The organism is Williamsia sp. 1135, assembly GCF_002095395.1.
In the GTDB taxonomy this organism is placed as follows: Bacteria; Actinomycetota; Actinomycetes; order Mycobacteriales; family Mycobacteriaceae; genus Williamsia.
Genome location: NZ_MJEI01000107.1, coordinates 258,870 through 276,306 on the forward strand (window position 1 = coordinate 258,870; position 17,437 = coordinate 276,306).

The window sequence follows — 17,437 nt, forward strand, 5'->3', positions numbered from 1 at the left end:
ACACGCGGGTGGTAGGCGCCGACATGTTTTTGTAACCGCACCACCGCGGCGGACGGCCGCGTGTTCTGGACGAGGGAGCGAGGGAGCGCAGCGACTGAGTCGACTGAGGAAGAACACGCGATAAAGGCCGTTCGCCACGCGAGCGCCAGCGAGCCAACAAGCACCGTGGTGAGACGACGACGCGAATGGGCCCGAGCGAACCAGCCAACTACGCTGTTGGCTGGCCGCGGACGAATGTTCGGCAGGCGCAGACTTTGGAGGTACTACATGCGGGTGGTGTTCGCGGGCACACCTGAGCCCGCAGTCGGTCCGCTGCAAGCATTGATCGATTCACCGCGTCACGACGTGATCGGCGTGATCAGTCGTCCTGATGCCGCTGCCGGACGGGGCCGCAAGGTCACGCGATCACCGGTGGCGCAGCTTGCGGACGACAACGGCATCCCCGTCATGACCCCGCGCAAACTGGCTGATCCGGATTCGGTGGCGCAACTCGAGGAGTGGGCGCCCGAGTGCATTCCGGTCGTCGCCTACGGCGGACTGGTGCCTGCGTCGCTGCTCGACGTGCCGACCCACGGGTGGATCAACCTGCACTTCTCGTTGCTGCCTGCTTGGCGAGGCGCCGCACCCGTCCAGGCAGCGATCGCCGCCGGCGACGAGATGACCGGGGCGAGCACGTTCCGCATCGAGGCCGGCCTCGATACCGGGCCGGTGTTCGGAGTGGTCACCGAGCGCATCCGCCCTGACGACACGGCCGGAACGCTGCTCGCCAGATTGTCCGAGTTCGGTGCGGGGCTGCTCACCGCCACCCTGGACGGGCTCGAAGACGGTGAGCTGATCGCCGTCCCGCAGCAGTCAGAAGGCATCAGCACCGCTCCGAAGATCTCCATCGAGAACGCCAGGATCCGGTGGGACCTGCCGGCTCACCTGATCGACCGGCACATCAGGGCGATGACTCCTGCCCCCGGCGCATGGACCACCCTTGACGGACTCCGGGTCAAGGTGCTCGCCACATCGGTGGCGCCCGCCGGCGAAGGACCCGCCCCGGCGGCGGGCGAGCTGGAGGTCACCAAGAGAGCGCTGCTCGTCGGCACCAAGACCGATCCGATCAGGCTGGACACCGTCCAGCCACAAGGCAAAAAAGCGATGGCGGGCGCCGATTGGGCGCGCGGTGCCAGATTGACCGACGGACAGGCATTGACATGAACCAACCGACCGACCAGCGCGAGCACACACCTATCGACCCGGCACGCGTCGCAGCCGTCGATGTTCTGGCAGCCGTGCGCGAACGCGATGCCTACGCCAACCTTGTGCTGCCGAAGATGTTGCGAGACAGAAAGATCACCGGTCGCGATGCTGCCCTTGCAACCGAGCTGACCTACGGTACGTCGCGGGCGGTCGGGATGCTCGACGCCATTATCGCCGAGGTGGCCAAGCGTCCGGTCGCAGAGATCGACGGTGCCGTGCTCGACGTCCTGCGGCTCGGCACCTATCAATTGCTGCGGACCCGGATCGGAGCGCACGCAGCCGTTTCCACGTCCGTGGATCTCGTCCGTTCGCGCTCGGGCCACGGTCCGGTGGGTTTCGCCAACGCGGTGTTGCGCAAGATCTCTCAGCGCGACGAAGACCTGTGGGTGCAGGCGCTGGCTCCGTCTGTCGCCGAGGACCTCATCGGCCATCTGGCCTTCCAGTACGCACATCCGCGCTGGATCGCAGCCGTGTTCGACGACTCGCTCGGTGGTTCGGCCGGCGCCTTGCAGGCTGCACTGGCCGCTGACGACGAACGTCCACTGACCCATCTCGTCGCCCGCCCGGGGATGATCACCGCCGAGGAATTGGCGCTGATCACCGGCGGCGAGGTCAGTCGGTACTCGCCGTATTGCGTCTATCTCGACGGCGGCGATCCCGGCGACCTCGAGCCGATCCGTGAGGGTCTGGCCGGGGTGCAGGACGAGGGCAGCCAATTGGTGGCCCGCGCGCTGGCGCAGGCACCGCTCGAGGGCCCCGACTCGGGTCGTTGGCTCGACCTCTGCGCAGGTCCCGGTGGGAAGGCCGCGCTGCTCGGCGCACTGGCCGAGATAGAAGGCGCCAGGGTCGATGCCGTTGAGAAGGCGCCGCATCGGGCCGAACTGATCAGCAAATCCACCCGCGACCTACCGGTCGACGTACATGTCGCCGACGGCCGTGACCCGGGCCTGGAACCGGGATTCGATCGAGTACTCGTCGATGCTCCCTGCACCGGTTTGGGAGCGCTGCGGCGCAGGCCTGAGGCCCGCTGGCGGCGCAGTCCGAATGATGTCGCCGAACTCGTTGTGCTGCAGCATCAACTGCTCACCTCGGCGGTCGAACTGGTGCGTCCCGGCGGCGTGGTGGTCTACTCGACGTGTTCCCCCCACCCGGCAGAGACCGCGGGAGTTGTCGAGCGGGTTGTCGCCGAACAGCCGGTGACCCCACTCGACACCCGAGAGCTCGTTCCGGGCGGCATCGAGGGACTCGGGGACGGACCTTTCGTACAGTTGTGGCCGCACCTACACGGCACCGATGCCATGTTTTTCGCCGCGCTGCGCAAGGACTGAGTCCACTAGTCCGTTCGTGCTCTTACGCGTCGGCCGGGCGACACGTTCAATTGTCATGTGACATATCCCGGTCCGCCTCAGGGTGGTTGGCCCGCGCCGCAGTTCGGGCCGCCGCCTCAGTTCGGACCTCCGCCGCGACGCGGAATGCCCCGATGGATCTTGCCGCTCGTCGCGATGATCTGCGTCCTCGCGGTAGCGACGGCCACAGTGGTGGTGTGGCAGAGCGTCTCCGGCGGCGGGTCGGAGCCGACGAAGCAGCCGCCGCTGGCCGGTCAGTTGACCTCGGAGTACCCCTCGGCGCCCATCGCGACCTCTGAGGTCTCCGCAACGCAACTAGGAGCCGACCAGTTCGTATCGGTGTTGTCGGCCGAGAACCAGTACTTGCGTCCGGGGTTCGTGCATGACGACTCGACCGTCGTGACGATGACGGCGAACCAGGGATCGTCGGATCACTCCTTGGTCGGCGTCGTCGTCGAGGCCGGCGAACAGTGGGTGTCCCCGGTGCGGCCGCGCGCCTGCGCCGATCGGATCGTCGACCACCAGATGGTCTGCAACGACGCCGGATCGGTGTACTTCATCGACACGCTCACCGGTCGGGCGACGCACACCGTGCCGCTGGACGGGGGGATGGGTTACGGACTCGCCTACGACGGTGACAACGCGTACGTCGTCAGCGCCACGACGGGCGACAAGACCATCACGCAGGTCACGCCAACCGGTAGGGGGTGGTCGCAGACGTACCCGTCGGCCGGGGCGTTGCCCAGCGGTGACTCCACCACGACACTCGCCACCGATTCGCTGGTGGCGACCGCGTCAGGATCGGTGACAGTGGCGTCGACCGTCGATGGTCGAGTGCTGGTGAACCGGCCGGGCGGTGCCTCGATCTCGACGCTCGCCGACGGGTCGATCCTGGTGGTCGCGGGCTCGTTCAGCAACGGCCAGGTCAGCCGGGGCCCGGTGCTCGTGGTTCGCCCAGACGGTTCCGTCGACGAGGTCGACGGCGATTCGGTGGCCACCCCTGCCGTCTCGAATCCGGGGGAATCAGAGTGGGCCCTGATCGGCGGACGGCTGGTCGATTCTCGTTCCGGAGTTCCGCGATGGCAGGTCCCCGTCGCGAGCGGGACTTTAACTCCGAATCTGTCCTTGCTGACCGCGCAGCAGGCCGTGGTCGTCGATGGCGACGGTGCCCGGGTCCACAGCATCGACACCACGACCGGCGTCGAGCGCTGGAGTGCAGGCACCATCCGTCAGTTCGGCGAGAACGTCGGCGTGACCGACGGGCAGCGGTACATCTATGTAGGCCCGGACAACGGGATCGTTGCCGCCGACCTCGCGACCGGTGCGCCGCAGTGGTCGCTTCCGACGTCGCCGGGAGGTTCGGTGTCGGTCTACGCCGGCCCGCAGATTCTGGCTGTCGGGGATCACCTGGTCGTCGCGACTCCCGGCGCGATCACGGTGTACAACCCGACCGGCGGGGCCGCGTCCGCGCCGGGTGAGCCCGGCACCACCGACCAGGCGGCGGGAAACGGCGATGATGAGTATGTGACCCGGTGCGGGAGCGCGCCGGTGTTCGAGCCGCAGCGCTTCGCGACGTCCGCGGGCGGCCTCGTGGTCACGATGAAGGTGACCGCCACCTGCCCGACCGGTGACGTGTTGTCGAGCGGATCAACCCGGATCACCATCACCCAAGGCGCGGCGCTGGTGGCGTCCGGGTTGTTCGATTTCTCGCGTTCGGTGCTGGCGCTGCCCCCTGGCCGCGGCGCCGACCGGCCTCGCTCGATAGACCTCGACATGACCTTCTCGCCGGGGAGCTTCTTGCGCCTACCCGACACGCTGCCCTCGGGTTCCGGTGCCGCAGGGACCACCTACCTGGTCGAATGTGAGCAGGTGGGAGGTCCTGGGACCCTCACGGAGGCACCGGCACCCGCGGGTGGGGCATCAGCGGCAGCGGTCTCCGCTTCGAGCCCGTTCATCCCGCAGGACGTCGATGTCGAGGCTGTTTGTCGAAGATGCCCTTCGGCGGCAAGCCAATTCGGACCGCAACTTCATCCTCGCGAATCTGAACAACCGGTGGGTCGCTCAACTCAGCTCGAAGCAGCCGGGTCTCGTCGCTGACGGACGGGTGTGGTCGAGGCAGGCGATTCTCGACGAGTTTCTCGCGCTTCGGTTGCGCTTCAACGACGTTCGTCTCTTGTGGACTGGTGAGTGGACGGTGTTCGATGATCCGGGATGGTGGGTGACGGTGGCAGCGGCCACCTTCGCCGGACCCGACCAGGCAAACGCCTGGTGTGCAGCGAATGGCCTCGACCGGGACCACTGTTTCGCCAAGCTGGTCAGCACCACTGTGCCCCCGGAGGGTACGACGCTCTATCAGCGCTGAGGGTACGACGCTCTATCAGCGCTGAGGGTACGACGCGTATCAACGCCGACGGGTCGGATGTGCTGCCAACGGTTCGCCCTAGGATGATTCTCATGCAGACGCCTCCGATGATCGCGCCGTCCATCCTGTCCGCCGACTTCGCGAAGCTCGGTGCCGAAGCCGACGCGGTCGCCGGCGCGGATTGGTTGCACGTAGATGTGATGGACGGCCACTTCGTGCCGAACCTGACGCTGGGATTGCCGGTGGTGCAGAGCTTGCTCAAGAGCACCGACATCCCGATCGACTGTCACCTGATGATCGACGATCCGGGGCGCTGGGCGCCGGGGTACGCCGAGGCCGGAGCCTACAATGTGACGTTTCACGCGGAGGCCACCAATGATCCGATCGCGGTGGGCCGCGACATCCGGGCCGCAGGAGCGAAGGCGGGGTTGAGCATCAAACCCGGCACCGACCTCGACCCGTATCTGGAGATCCTGAAGAGCTTCGACACGTTGCTGGTCATGAGCGTGGAACCCGGCTTCGGAGGCCAGTCGTTCATCCCCGAGGTCCTCGACAAGGTGCGCCGGGTTCGGTCCCTGGTGGACTCGGGTGAACTACGGGTGCTCGTCGAGATCGACGGCGGCATCAACGTCGACACGATCGAACAGGCCGCCGAGGCAGGCGTCGACTGCTTTGTCGCCGGATCCGCGGTCTACAACGCCACCGATCCTGCTGCTGCTGTGGAATCGCTGCGCGCCCAGGCGATCAGCGCACGATGACTTCGTGACCGACGTCGACGGGGCGATGGGCCGGGCGATGACCGCGTCGCTCGGTGCGCGGGGGATCAGTTCGCCGAACCCACCGGTCGGAGCGGTGATCCTCGATGCCGACGGTGCCGTGGCCGGGGTCGGTCACACCAGTGCGCCAGGCGGTGCCCACGCGGAGGTGAACGCGCTGGCGCAGGCCGGCGTGAGGGCCGCCGGTGGCACCGCGGTGGTCACCCTCGAACCGTGCAATCACACCGGCCGGACCGGCCCTTGCACCGAGGCATTGATCGCCGCAGGTGTTCGCGAAGTGGTGTACGCCGTCGCCGATCCCAATCCGCTCGCCACCGGAGGTCATCGGCGGCTCGAGGATGCCGGTCTGCTGGTGCAGGGTGGTGTCCGGGCCGGTGAGGTGAGTTCCGGCCCGCTCCGGGAGTGGCTGTTCCGGCAGAAACACGGGCGACCGATGGTCACCGCGAAGTTCGCAGCCTCGATCGACGGTCGGATCGCCGCCCCCGACGGGACGAGTCAGTGGATCACCGGTGATGTCGCCCGCGGCCGCGTGCACGACGAACGTGCTCAGCTCGACGCAATCATCGTGGGCACCGGAACGGTGCTCACCGATGACCCGACGTTGACCGCGCGTCACCCCGACGGCTCCCTGCGTCGACACCAGCCGCTGCGAGTCGTGGTGGGGTTGTCCGAGATCTCGCCGCAGGCTCGCATATTCAATGCCGACGCCCGCACGCTCCAGGTGCACGACCGCGATCCGAACCGCGTACTCGCGGCGCTCGGTGACCTGGCGAATGTGCAGATCGAGGGGGGCTCCCGCCTGCTCGGCGCCTTTTTTGCGGCGGGCCTGGTCGATCGCGTCCAGGCGTACATCGCGCCGCTGGTGATCGGTGGGGGAGCCGCCGCCGTGGTCGACGAGACCGTGCAGACCCTGACCCAAGGCCACCGGTTTGTGACCCAGAGTGCCGAAACCCTGGGTGACGACGTTCTGCTCACCCTGACCGCAACCCGCTGACCGGCGTCGTCACCGCGTTACGCCTGCTCAGCTGCCCTGGTGGTTGTGCTAGCGTCGTTGGTGGAAGTTCTCGGGGCGGGGTGTGATTCCCCACCGGCGGTAAAGGCGAAGATCCGATTTTCTCCTAGCCCGCGAGCGCCTTCACCTCGGTGAAGGGTCCAGCAGATTCCGGTGAGATCCCGGAGCCGACGGTTACAGTCCGGACGTGAGAGAACACCACTGGTAGGTCGCCCAGGCCTGTCATGTGCCGCCCTGAGATCGCGCAGCGATTGAAGGAGAAGGCGATGTTCACCGGGATCGTCGAAGAACGCGGCAGCATTGTCGCAAGGGAAGACCTGACGGATGCGGCACGGTTCACCGTCCGCGGCCCACTCGTCACCAGCGACGCCGGACACGGCGATTCGATCTCCGTCAACGGAGTCTGCCTCACGGTCGTCGACGTCCTCGCCGGCGGCGATTTCACGGTCGACGTGATGGGTGAGACCCTGCGCCGCAGCTCGCTGGAGGCCGTCGGACCGGGCAGCCCGGTGAACCTGGAGCGCGCGATGCCTGCGAGCGGCCGGTTCGGTGGCCACATCGTGCAAGGCCATGTTGATGGCGTCGGCACCGTCAGTTCGGTGAACGCGGGCGAGAACTGGACTGTCGTTCGCATCGCGATCGCAGGGTCGCTTGCCCGTTACATCGTCGAGAAGGGTTCGATCACCGTCGACGGGGTGTCACTCACCGTTTCGGCGGTCGGTCCGGACTGGTTTGAGATCTCACTCATCCCAACCACTCTCACCTTGACCACCTTGGGTGCTGCCGCGCCGGGCGTGGTGGTTAACCTTGAAGTCGACGTGATCGCAAAGTACGTCGAACGGCTGGCTTCGATCGGAGTGGAGCGATGAACAACACCGCAGACAAGCCACAGGGGCTGTCCCAGAACACCAGGTTCGACACGGTCGAGCGGGCGATAGCCGATATTGCTGCAGGTAAGGCCGTTGTCGTGGTCGACGATGAAGACCGTGAGAACGAAGGTGACCTCATCTTCGCTGCGGAGAAGGCGACGCCGGAACTCGTCGCGTTCATGGTCCGGTACACCTCGGGCTACCTCTGCGTGCCGCTGGACGGCGCCGACTGTGACCGGCTCGGACTGCCGCCGATGTACTCGATGAATCAGGACAAGCACGGCACGGCCTACACCGTCACCGTCGATGCCCGCGAAGGCATCGGCACCGGTATCAGTGCCTCGGACCGGGCGGCGACCATGCGGCTGCTCGCCAATCCGGAGAGCACGGCGGGCGACTTCACCCGTCCCGGTCACGTCGTGCCACTGCGTGCCAAAGAAGGCGGCGTTCTGCGCCGCCCCGGCCACACCGAGGCCGCCGTCGACCTCGCCCGGATGGCGGGTCTGACGCCCGCCGGAGTCATCTGCGAGATCGTGAGCCAGAAGGACGAGGGCGACATGGCCCAGACTCCCGAGTTGCGTGTCTTCGCCGACGAACACGATCTCGCGCTGATCTCCATTGCAGACCTGATCGCGTGGCGTCGTCGTCACGAGAAGCACGTCGTGCGGGTGGCCGATGCACGGATCCCTACCGCACACGGCACGTTCCGCGCGGTCGGCTACACCAGCATCTACGACGAGGTCGAGCATGTGGCCCTCGTGCTCGGTGACATCCCCGGCGCAGACGGCGAAGGCAACGATGTTCTGGTCCGGGTCCACTCGGAGTGCCTGACCGGCGACGTCTTCGGTTCGTTGCGTTGCGACTGCGGCCCTCAACTCGATGCAGCGCTCGAGATGGTCGCGCAGGAGGGGCGCGGAATCGTGCTGTACATGCGTGGTCACGAAGGCAGGGGCATCGGACTGCTGCACAAGTTGCAGGCGTACCAACTGCAGGACGCCGGTTCGGACACGGTAGATGCGAACCTCGAGCTCGGACTGCCCGCCGATTCACGTGACTACGGTCTCGGCGCACAGATCCTGGTCGATCTCGGCGTCGCCTCGATGCGGTTGCTCACCAACAACCCCGCCAAGCGTGTCGGCCTCGACGGCTATGGCCTGCACATCACCGAGCGCGTGGCGATGCCGGTGCGTCCGAACGCCGAGAATCTTCGGTATCTGCGTACCAAGCGGGACCGGATGGGCCACGACCTCACCGGGCTCGACGACCCGCACGGAACGGACACCGGCGGCGTGCAACCGATCAACATCACCGGAGGAAACCCCGCATGAGCGGCGCAGGCGAACCAGAGCTCGAACTCGGAGATGCCAGCAAGTTGCAGGTGGCGATCGTTGCCTCGCAATGGCATTCGACGATCTGTGAGTCGCTGCTCAGTGGCGCCACGACAGCAGCGGCCAAGGTCGGTGTCGACCAGCCGACGATCGTTCGGGTCGCGGGCGCAATCGAACTGCCGGTCATCGTGCAGGCCCTTGCCCGCAACCACGACGCCGTCGTCGCGCTGGGCGTGGTGATACGCGGTGAGACGCCCCACTTCGAGTACGTGTGTGACGCAGTCACCAGCGGCCTGACCCGGGTCTCCCTCGACGAGTCGACCCCGGTCGGCAACGGTGTGCTCACCACCAACAACGAACAGCAGGCGCTGGACCGGGCTGGGCTGCCCGATTCTTCGGAGGACAAGGGCGCACAGGCGGCCACGGCGGCCATCGCCTCTGCGTTGACCCTGCGGGCGCTCTCCCGTGGCGAGTACCACGCCGGCGTCTGATGAGCGCGAATGCCGACAGGACCGCAGAGGCGTCTGCGACCGGATCATCCGTGAGCGCGAGTGGTGAGGCCATGGAGTCGAATGGTGAGCCACGCTGGTTGATGGTCTACCGGCCGCGCCGGTCACCGTTGTACGCGACCATTGCTGCGGTGGTGGTGGTCATCGTCCACGTCGTCATCGGTTCGCTGTTGACGATCTCGGACACGGGCGCGCACTTCCAGACCTCGGACCAGATAGCCATGGGCTTGATCGGAGTGGTGATCGGCGGTTCGATGATGCTGCTGTGCCGGGCCCGACTACGGGTCGGGGCCGAAGGCGTCGGGATACGAAATCTGCTCGGCGAGCGGGTCTTCGACTGGAGCATCGTCCGAGGCGTCTGGTACCCGGACAGCGGCAACTGGGCGCGACTGGAATTGCCGGAGGACGAGTTCAGCCCGATTCTGGCGATCCAGGCGAACGACGGTGACCGCGCGGTGGCCGCGATGGCGGAGTTCCGGGAACTGCAGGAGCGGTTCGCTCCCCGCTGACGTCGGTATTTAACTCCTGTCGTTGCGGGGTACTAGCCTGGAAAATGTGGCTGACCCGTCGACGTACCGCCCGGCTCCGGGGAGCATTCCCACCGAGCCCGGCGTCTACAAGTTCAGGGACGTCCATCGGCGGGTGATCTACGTCGGGAAGGCGAAGAGTCTGCGATCGCGGCTGACGTCGTATTTCGCCGATCTGACGTCGCTGCATCCGCGGACGCGGCAGATGGTGACGACGGCGGCGTCGGTCGAGTGGACGGTGGTCTCGACCGAGGTCGAGGCGTTGCAGCTCGAGTACAACTGGATCAAGGAGTTCGATCCACGTTTCAATGTCCGGTATCGCGACGACAAGAGTTACCCGATGCTCGCGGTCACGATGGCCGAGGAGTATCCCCGGTTGTTCGTCTATCGCGGTCCACGGCGCAAGGGTGTCCGGTATTTCGGTCCGTACGCGCATGCCTGGGCCATCCGGGAGACGCTCGATCTGTTGACCAGGGTATTCCCGGCCCGCACATGTTCCAACGGTGTTTTTAAGCGGCACAGGCAAATTGACCGGCCATGTCTGCTCGGGTACATCGACAAGTGCGCGGCGCCGTGTATCGGCCGCGTCAGCGCCGAGGAACACCGGGTCATCGTCGAAGACTTCTGTGATTTCCTCGCCGGGCGCACCGACCGGATGATCAACAATCTGCAGTCTCAGATGGAGAAGGCATCCACTGCCCTCGACTTCGAGCGCGCGGCTCGTCTCCGCGACGACATCGGGGCGCTACGAAGGGCGCTGGAGCGGCAATCGGTGGTGCTCGGCGACGGGACCGACGCCGACCTCGTCGCAATGGATGGGGACGATCTCGAGGTCTCTGTCCAGGTCTTCCACGTGCGCGGTGGTCGCGTTCTGGGTCAACGGGGCTGGATCGTCGAGAAGTCGGGCGATGACGACATGGCCGATCAGGTGGGGCAGTTCCTGACCCAGTTCTACGGCGAGCAGGTGGAGCAGGCCGCGTCCGTGTCGATGGAGGACGGTCACGCGTCGTCGGACCCGGTTCCGCGTGAGGTTCTCGTCCAGGCGTTACCCCCGAACGTCGGCGAAGTGCGCGAATGGCTTTCGGGTCTGCGCGGGAGCAATGTCGATCTACGGATCCCGCAACGCGGCGACAAGAAGTCGCTGATGGAGACGGTTGCACGGAATGCGTCCGGCGCGCTCGCGCAACACAAGCTCAAGCGGGCCGGAGATCTCACGACCCGGTCGGCGGCCTTGACCGAGATCCAGGACACCCTCGGCCTCGACACCGCACCGTTGCGTATCGAGTGCATCGACATCTCCCATGTACAGGGCACCGATGTCGTCGCCTCGCTGGTCGTGTTCGAGGACGGGTTGCCCCGCAAGTCCGACTACCGGCACTACGCGATCCGGGAGGCCGCCGGTGACGGCCACTCTGACGACGTCGCGTCCATCGCCGAGGTCACCCGTCGCCGGTTCCTACGGCACCGCGCGGACCTCGCAGAAAGCTCGGCCGTGGTGATCCCGCCGCCCCTCGCCGACGCGAGCGGGGGAGACCTCGCGCCCGAAGCGGCGATCGACCCGAAAACGGGTAGGCCGCGGAAGTTCGCCTATCCGCCGAACCTGTTCGTGGTCGACGGCGGCGCCCCGCAGGTGCACGCTGCTGCAGCGGTCCTCGACGAGCTCAACATCACCGATGTCGCGGTCGTCGGGCTGGCGAAGCGGCTAGAAGAAGTCTGGGTACCCGGCGACGATGACCCGGTCATCTTTCCTCGCACCAGCGAGGCGTTGTTCCTGCTGCAGCGTGTGCGGGACGAAGCGCATCGTTTCGCGATCAGTTTTCACCGCAGCAAGCGCAGTAAGCGGATGACCGCCTCGGCGCTCGACGGGGTCCCGGGACTGGGCAGTACCCGCAGGTCCGCGCTTGTCGCGCATTTCGGTTCGGTCGCGAACTTGCGGCAGGCGACCATCGAGCAGATCGCGGAGGTGCCGGGAATCGGGCAAATGACCGCAAAAGCGGTACAGGAGGCACTTGTCGAACATAATCAGGACAGCGAGAAGACGGGACCCACCAGGTGAGCGAAACCCAGGCCGGCGCGGAGCGCGCGGGCGCCGGACGGCCAGAGGTGTTGTTGGTCACCGGACTTTCCGGGGCGGGCAGCAGCACCGTGGCGAACCTGCTCGAGGACGCCGGGTGGTATGTGGCCGACAACGTCCCGCATACCCTCATCGGTTCGATGGTCGATGTGGCCCGCAAGGAGAATTCGACGATCTCCCGGTTGGCTCTGGTGATGCGCATCCAGGGGGACTCCTACGCCGCCGCCCTCGATGTGCTGCGCACAGAACTCGACGCGGCCGGCATTCACCCCAAGGTGGTGTTCATCGAGGCCTCGGAACAGGTTCTGGTGCAGCGCTTCGAGCAGGTGCGCCGGCGTCACCCGTTGCAGGGCAACGGGACTCTGATCTCGGCGATAGCCGCCGAGAGGACGATGCTCGCGGCGGTCAAGGAACGCGCCGACCTCGTCGTCGACACCTCCGGGCTCTCGGTTCAGCGGCTCCGGGTGATCATCGAGGGCGCCTATGCCAGTGCCTCCGTTGCCGACGTGAGTGTCGTGGTGGAGTCGTTCGGTTTCAAGTACGGACTCCCGATCGATGCGGACATGGTGGCCGACGTCCGGTTCCTGCCCAATCCCTACTGGATCCCGGAACTGCGGGACCACGACGGTCTCGAGGAACCGGTCCGGGACTACGTGCTCGGGCAAGAGGGGGCAGGGGAGTTCCTCGACAAGTACGAGCAGATTCTCCGACTGGTCGGTGCCGGGTACCGCCGGGAGGGCAAGCGCTACATGACGGTGGCCATCGGCTGTACCGGCGGAAAGCACCGCAGTGTCGCGATGAGTGAAGAACTGGCGGCCCGGCTCTCGCGCACCGGTCCCGACTCAGACGCCTTCTCTGTGCGCGTGGCCCATCGCGATCTGGGGCGCGAATGAGTGGCACCGATCCGGCGATCGTCGCCCTCGGAGGTGGACACGGTCTCTACGCGACGCTGACCGCGATGCGCCGGCTGAGCGATGACGTCACAGCCATCGTCACCGTCGCCGATGACGGGGGCTCGTCCGGGCGACTGCGAGCGGAGTTGGGCATCCTCCCACCCGGTGATCTGCGGATGGCGATCGCGGCTCTGCTGTCGGCCACCGATCCCGATCCGGAGAGGTCCGCGACCGGCCCGGGTTCGCGTCCCCCGCGGGAGTGGGCGACCTTGCTGCAACACCGTTTCGGCGGTCAGGGTGCGCTCGCGGGGCATCCTGTGGGCAACCTGTTGCTGGCGGGGCTGACCGAGGTCACCGGCGACGCTGTCGAAGCGCTCGAGATGATCACCGCGCTGTTCGGGGTGCGGGGGCGAGTCCTGCCCATGTCCGCGACGGCTCTGACGATCGAGGCGGACGTCTCGGGGCTCGAGGCGGATCCGCGGATCAGCAGACCGATCCGTGGGCAGGTCGCGGTTGCGACGACCCCGGGAAAGGTGCGTCGTGTCCGCTTGTCACCGGACGATCCGCCCGCGTGCGCGCAGGCCGTCGACGCGATCGACAACGCCGACGTGGTGGTGCTCGGCCCGGGCTCGTGGTTCTCGAGTGTGATCCCACATGTGCTCGTCCCGGCGCAGTTGGCGGCCCTCAAACGTACCAGGGCCCGCAAGATCCTCATCGTCAATCTTGCTCCCGAACCTGGTGAGACAGCAGGGTTTTCGGTGGAGCGCCATCTTCATGTGCTCTTTGCCCACGCTGACGATTTCCGGGTGGACCACGTCGTCGTCGACTCGGGTTCGGTTCCCGTCGGACGTGAGCGCGAGCACGTCGAACGGGCCGCTGCGCAGTTCGGGGCCACCCTGCACGATGGTGAGCTCGCCGTTCCCGGGACGCACACCCACGACCCGGGAAGGGTCGCCGCCCTGATCGGAAGGCTGTGCGATAGTAAAGCCTCAAGTTACCGATCGACAGTCGGGCAATCTGCATCTGAAACATCCAATGAAGGGGACGACGTCGAGTGGCGATGACATCCGCGGTCAAAGACGAACTGAGTCGTCTGGCGGTGACCCAGGTGAGCAGCCGCAAGGCAGAGGTGTCGGCGTTGCTCCGGTTCGCGGGTGGGCTGCACATCGTCGCAGGCCGGGTCGTGGTCGAAGCCGAGGTCGACCTCGGCAACGTCGCCCGCCGGCTGCGTCGGGAGATCTTCGAGTTGTACGGCTACAACTCCGAGGTACACGTGCTCAGTGCGGGCGGCATCCGCAAGAGCGCGCGGTACATCGTCCGCGTCACCAAGGACGGCGAAGCGCTGGCGCGGCAGACGGGTCTGCTCGACATGCGTGGTCGTCCCGTGCGCGGGTTGCCCGCGCAGGTCGTCGGCGGCAGCGTCGGTGACGCCGAAGCTGCCTGGCGGGGCGCGTTTCTCGCACACGGGTCGCTGACAGAGCCCGGACGGTCCTCGGCGCTGGAGGTCAGCTGCCCCGGTCCGGAGGCCGCGTTGGCCCTGGTCGGCGCAGCCCGCCGGCTGGGCGTCACGGCCAAAGCTCGTGAGGTCCGCGGGGCGGACCGCGTGGTCATCCGCGACGGTGAGGCCATCGGCGCCTTGCTCACCCGGATGGGCGCTCAGGACACCAGGCTCACCTGGGAAGAGCGACGCATGCGCCGTGAGGTCCGGGCGACGGCGAATCGGCTGGCCAACTTCGACGACGCAAACCTGCGCAGGTCGGCCCGAGCCGCGGTCGCGGCCGCCGCACGAGTCGAGCGCGCGCTGGAGATCCTGGGCGACCAGGTCCCGGACCACCTGATCACGGCAGGCCAGTTGCGGATCACACACAGGCAGGCCTCTCTGGAGGAACTCGGCCAGCTCGCTGACCCGCCGATGACCAAAGACGCTGTCGCCGGGCGAATCCGCCGGCTGCTCTCGATGGCCGACAAGAAGGCGCGAACCGACGGGATCCCCGACACGGAATCGGCGGTCACCGCCGATCTGCTCGACGACGACTGACGTTCGAGGGCGATGTCGCTCCCCGGCTTGTCGCAACATCGACGGGTGGGGTCAGGCCACGGAGTCGGACCGGGCGTGCCTGGTCCGAGGCCGACGACTAGGCTGATCACTGCCGCAGACGGGCCACACGATGGCCCAGCACATCCACAGCTAAGGAGCTCATAGTGACCGTTCGTGTAGGCGTAAACGGATTCGGCCGGATCGGCCGTAACTTCTTCCGTGCCATCGAAGCGCAGAAGGCGCTCGGCACCACTGACATCGAGATCGTCGCGGTCAACGACCTCACGGACAACGCGAGCCTGGCACATCTGCTCAAGTACGACTCCATCCTCGGTCGGCTGCCGCAGGATGTCTCGCTCGAAGGTGACGACACGATCGTCGTCGGAGACCGCAAGATCAAGGCTCTCGCACATCGCGGCCCGCTCTCCGAGCTGCCCTGGGGCGACCTGGGAGTCGACATCGTCGTCGAGTCGACCGGTATCTTCACCGATGCCGCCAAGGCCAAGGGCCACCTCGACGCCGGCGCCAAGAAGGTCATCATCTCCGCGCCCGCCAAGGGTGAGGACATCACCATCGTGCTCGGCGTCAACGACGACAAGTACGACGGCAGCCAGAACATCATCTCCAACGCGTCATGCACCACGAACTGCCTCGGACCGGTCGCCAAGGTCCTCGATGACGAGTTCGGCATCGTCTCGGGTCTGATGACCACGATCCACGCCTACACCCAGGATCAGAACCTGCAGGACGGACCGCACAGTGACCTGCGTCGCGCCCGCGCCGCCGCCCTCAACGTGGTGCCCACCGGAACCGGTGCCGCGAAGGCCATCGGCCTGGTGCTCCCGCAGCTTCTCGGCAAGCTCGACGGTTACGCGCTGCGCGTGCCCATCCCGACCGGCTCGGTCACCGACCTCACCGCCATCCTGAAGAAGAAGGCGACCGTCGACGAGATCAACGACGCCATGAAGGCCGCAGCCGAGGGACCCCTCAAGGGCATCCTGAAGTACAGCACCGCACCGATCGTGTCCTCGGACATCGTCACCGACCCCCACTCCTCGATCTTCGATGCGCCGCTGACCAAGGTCATCGACGAGCAGGTCAAGATCGTGTCCTGGTACGACAACGAATGGGGCTACTCCAACCGCCTCGTCGACCTCACCGGTCTCGTTGGAAAGTCGCTGTAACACAACCAGTTCGAGTAGACCCTGACCCTTCGAGCGCCGGGAGACGACGCGCCTGATGACCACCTCGGTACCCACCCTCGCTGATCTGCTCGCGACCGGAGTGGAAGGACGGACCGTTCTGGTCCGATCCGACCTCAACGTTCCGCTGGACGGCTCCACCATCACCGACGCAGGCCGCATCCTGGCCTCGGTGCCCACCATCAAGACGCTGTCCGATGCAGGCGCGAAGGTCATCGTGACCGCGCATCTGGGACGTCCGAAAGGCGCTCCGGATCCGGCCTTCTCACTGGCCCCGGTCGCTGAGCGGCTCGGTGCCGAGCTGGGCCGCAACGTCCAGCTGGCCACCGACGTGGTGGGCGGCGACGCCCTTGCGCGCTCGGAGGGTCTGACCGACGGTGACGTGATGATGGTGGAGAACGTGCGGTTCGATCCGCGCGAGACCTCCAAGGACGCGGCCGAGCGGGAGAAGCTGGCCAAGGCGCTGGTGGAACTGACCGGTGACGAAGGCGCGTTCGTCTCGGATGGGTTCGGGGTGGTCCACCGCGAGCAGGCGTCGGTGTACGACGTGGCAAAGCTTTTGCCGCACTACGCCGGTGGCCTGGTCGCGGCCGAGGTCGAGGTTCTCGCGAAGCTCACCACGGATACGGCACGCCCATACGCAGTGGTGCTCGGTGGTTCCAAGGTCTCCGACAAGATCGGTGTCATCGAGGCGCTGGCGCCGAAGGTCGACACCCTGGTCATCGGCGGCGGGATGGCGTTCACGTTCCTGGCGGCCAACGGCTTGTCGGTGGGTTCGTCGCTGCTGCAGGAAGATCAGATCGAGACCTGCAAATCTCTGCTCGAGCGGTTCGGCGACGTCATCCACCTGCCGATCGATGTTGTGGTGGCCGACAAGTTCGCCGCTGATGCCGAGGCGAAGGTGGTGTCGTCCGCGGAGATCCCTGACGGTTGGATGGGTCTCGACATCGGGCCGGAAGCGGTGAAGCGATTCGCGGCCGTGCTCGGTGAGGCGAAGACCGTGTTCTGGAACGGTCCGGCCGGCGTCTTCGAGTTCGAGAAGTTCGCTGCCGGTACGAAGGGCTTGGCCGAAGCGATCATCGGCGCCACCGAGGGTGGCGCTTTCTCGGTGGTCGGCGGCGGCGACAGTGCCGCGGCCGTGCGCACACTCGGTCTGCCCGAGGATGGTTTCTCTCACATCTCCACCGGTGGCGGAGCCTCCCTCGAGTACCTCGAGGGCAAAGAACTTCCCGGACTGAAGGTATTGGAGAGCTGAG

Annotated in this window: 16 protein-coding genes and 1 riboswitch; all 16 genes read left to right on the forward strand. The window is 66.5% G+C overall.

Annotated elements, in window-relative coordinates; translation table 11 throughout:
• Positions 1–267 precede the first annotated feature (267 nt).
• The 16 genes from fmt to BFL43_RS27465 all read left to right on the forward strand — a co-directional run bounded on the left by fmt (position 268) and on the right by BFL43_RS27465 (position 17,436).
• Positions 268–1,203, forward strand: a complete 936-nt coding sequence (fmt, locus tag BFL43_RS27390) for a methionyl-tRNA formyltransferase (protein ID WP_084896570.1) — start codon at positions 268–270, stop codon at positions 1,201–1,203.
• Complete coding sequence (locus BFL43_RS27395; RefSeq protein WP_084896572.1) at positions 1,200–2,573, forward strand: transcription antitermination factor NusB; 1,374 nt, start codon at positions 1,200–1,202, stop codon at positions 2,571–2,573. The genes fmt and BFL43_RS27395 overlap by 4 nt, the downstream gene beginning before the upstream one ends.
• Positions 2,574–2,630: 57 nt before the next feature.
• On the forward strand, positions 2,631–4,688 hold the full coding sequence (locus tag BFL43_RS27400; RefSeq protein WP_143695584.1) for a PQQ-binding-like beta-propeller repeat protein: 2,058 nt from the start codon (positions 2,631–2,633) through the stop codon (positions 4,686–4,688).
• 7 nt (positions 4,689–4,695) lie between these two features.
• Positions 4,696–4,953 (forward strand): hypothetical protein, encoded by a 258-nt coding sequence (locus tag BFL43_RS27405; RefSeq protein ID WP_084896575.1) that lies wholly within the window; start codon positions 4,696–4,698, stop codon positions 4,951–4,953.
• Positions 4,954–5,045: 92 nt separating this feature from the next.
• A complete protein-coding gene (rpe, locus tag BFL43_RS27410; RefSeq protein WP_240498520.1) occupies positions 5,046–5,711 on the forward strand; it encodes a ribulose-phosphate 3-epimerase in 666 nt (221 codons plus the stop codon).
• Positions 5,712–5,736: 25 nt separating this feature from the next.
• On the forward strand, positions 5,737–6,723 hold the full coding sequence (gene ribD, locus BFL43_RS27415; RefSeq protein WP_084896904.1) for a bifunctional diaminohydroxyphosphoribosylaminopyrimidine deaminase/5-amino-6-(5-phosphoribosylamino)uracil reductase RibD: 987 nt from the start codon (positions 5,737–5,739) through the stop codon (positions 6,721–6,723).
• Positions 6,724–6,785: 62 nt separating this feature from the next.
• Positions 6,786–6,942, forward strand: a riboswitch (FMN riboswitch).
• A 65-nt stretch (positions 6,943–7,007) separates the two neighbouring features.
• Entirely contained in the window at positions 7,008–7,610 is a 603-nt protein-coding gene (locus tag BFL43_RS27420; protein ID WP_084896906.1) for a riboflavin synthase, read from the forward strand.
• Entirely contained in the window at positions 7,607–8,938 is a 1,332-nt protein-coding gene (locus BFL43_RS27425) for a bifunctional 3,4-dihydroxy-2-butanone-4-phosphate synthase/GTP cyclohydrolase II (RefSeq protein WP_084896577.1), read from the forward strand. The genes BFL43_RS27420 and BFL43_RS27425 overlap by 4 nt, the downstream gene beginning before the upstream one ends.
• Positions 8,935–9,429, forward strand: coding sequence for a 6,7-dimethyl-8-ribityllumazine synthase (ribH, locus tag BFL43_RS27430; RefSeq protein WP_084896579.1), 495 nt, complete (start codon positions 8,935–8,937; stop codon positions 9,427–9,429). Before BFL43_RS27425 ends, ribH begins: the two co-directional genes overlap by 4 nt.
• Positions 9,429–9,956, forward strand: coding sequence for a PH domain-containing protein (locus tag BFL43_RS27435; protein ID WP_346425998.1), 528 nt, complete (start codon positions 9,429–9,431; stop codon positions 9,954–9,956). Before ribH ends, BFL43_RS27435 begins: the two co-directional genes overlap by 1 nt.
• Before the next feature lie 46 nt (positions 9,957–10,002).
• Positions 10,003–12,030: an excinuclease ABC subunit UvrC gene (uvrC, locus tag BFL43_RS27440; protein WP_084896581.1), complete on the forward strand. Its 2,028-nt coding sequence runs from the start codon at positions 10,003–10,005 to the stop codon at positions 12,028–12,030.
• Complete coding sequence (gene rapZ, locus BFL43_RS27445; protein WP_084896583.1) at positions 12,027–12,941, forward strand: RNase adapter RapZ; 915 nt, start codon at positions 12,027–12,029, stop codon at positions 12,939–12,941. Before uvrC ends, rapZ begins: the two co-directional genes overlap by 4 nt.
• The gene (gene yvcK / locus BFL43_RS27450) at positions 12,938–14,005 is read left to right on the forward strand and encodes a uridine diphosphate-N-acetylglucosamine-binding protein YvcK (RefSeq protein WP_084896585.1); all 1,068 of its coding nucleotides are present in this window, start codon (positions 12,938–12,940) and stop codon (positions 14,003–14,005) included. The genes rapZ and yvcK overlap by 4 nt, the downstream gene beginning before the upstream one ends.
• Positions 13,996–14,979, forward strand: a complete 984-nt coding sequence (gene whiA, locus BFL43_RS27455; protein ID WP_084836855.1) for a DNA-binding protein WhiA — start codon at positions 13,996–13,998, stop codon at positions 14,977–14,979. Before yvcK ends, whiA begins: the two co-directional genes overlap by 10 nt.
• Before the next feature lie 164 nt (positions 14,980–15,143).
• Positions 15,144–16,163 (forward strand): type I glyceraldehyde-3-phosphate dehydrogenase, encoded by a 1,020-nt coding sequence (gene gap / locus BFL43_RS27460; protein ID WP_084836856.1) that lies wholly within the window; start codon positions 15,144–15,146, stop codon positions 16,161–16,163.
• Positions 16,164–16,218: 55 nt separating this feature from the next.
• Positions 16,219–17,436, forward strand: a complete 1,218-nt coding sequence (locus tag BFL43_RS27465) for a phosphoglycerate kinase (protein ID WP_084896587.1) — start codon at positions 16,219–16,221, stop codon at positions 17,434–17,436.
• Position 17,437: the final 1 nt, after the last annotated feature.

What these genes read in the sequence shown, in the direction of transcription:
- fmt (WP_084896570.1), top strand. Translation starts at nt 268, where the DNA reads ATGCGGGTGGTGTTCGCGGGCACACCTGAGCCCGCAGTCGGTCCGCTG.
- BFL43_RS27395 (WP_084896572.1), top strand. Translation starts at nt 1,200, where the DNA reads ATGAACCAACCGACCGACCAGCGCGAGCACACACCTATCGACCCGGCA.
- rpe (WP_240498520.1), top strand. Translation starts at nt 5,046, where the DNA reads ATGCAGACGCCTCCGATGATCGCGCCGTCCATCCTGTCCGCCGACTTC.
- ribD (WP_084896904.1), top strand. Translation starts at nt 5,737, where the DNA reads ATGGGCCGGGCGATGACCGCGTCGCTCGGTGCGCGGGGGATCAGTTCG.
- BFL43_RS27420 (WP_084896906.1), top strand. Translation starts at nt 7,008, where the DNA reads ATGTTCACCGGGATCGTCGAAGAACGCGGCAGCATTGTCGCAAGGGAA.
- BFL43_RS27425 (WP_084896577.1), top strand. Translation starts at nt 7,607, where the DNA reads ATGAACAACACCGCAGACAAGCCACAGGGGCTGTCCCAGAACACCAGG.
- ribH (WP_084896579.1), top strand. Translation starts at nt 8,935, where the DNA reads ATGAGCGGCGCAGGCGAACCAGAGCTCGAACTCGGAGATGCCAGCAAG.
- BFL43_RS27435 (WP_346425998.1), top strand. Translation starts at nt 9,429, where the DNA reads ATGAGCGCGAATGCCGACAGGACCGCAGAGGCGTCTGCGACCGGATCA.
- yvcK (WP_084896585.1), top strand. Translation starts at nt 12,938, where the DNA reads ATGAGTGGCACCGATCCGGCGATCGTCGCCCTCGGAGGTGGACACGGT.
- BFL43_RS27465 (WP_084896587.1), top strand. Translation starts at nt 16,219, where the DNA reads ATGACCACCTCGGTACCCACCCTCGCTGATCTGCTCGCGACCGGAGTG.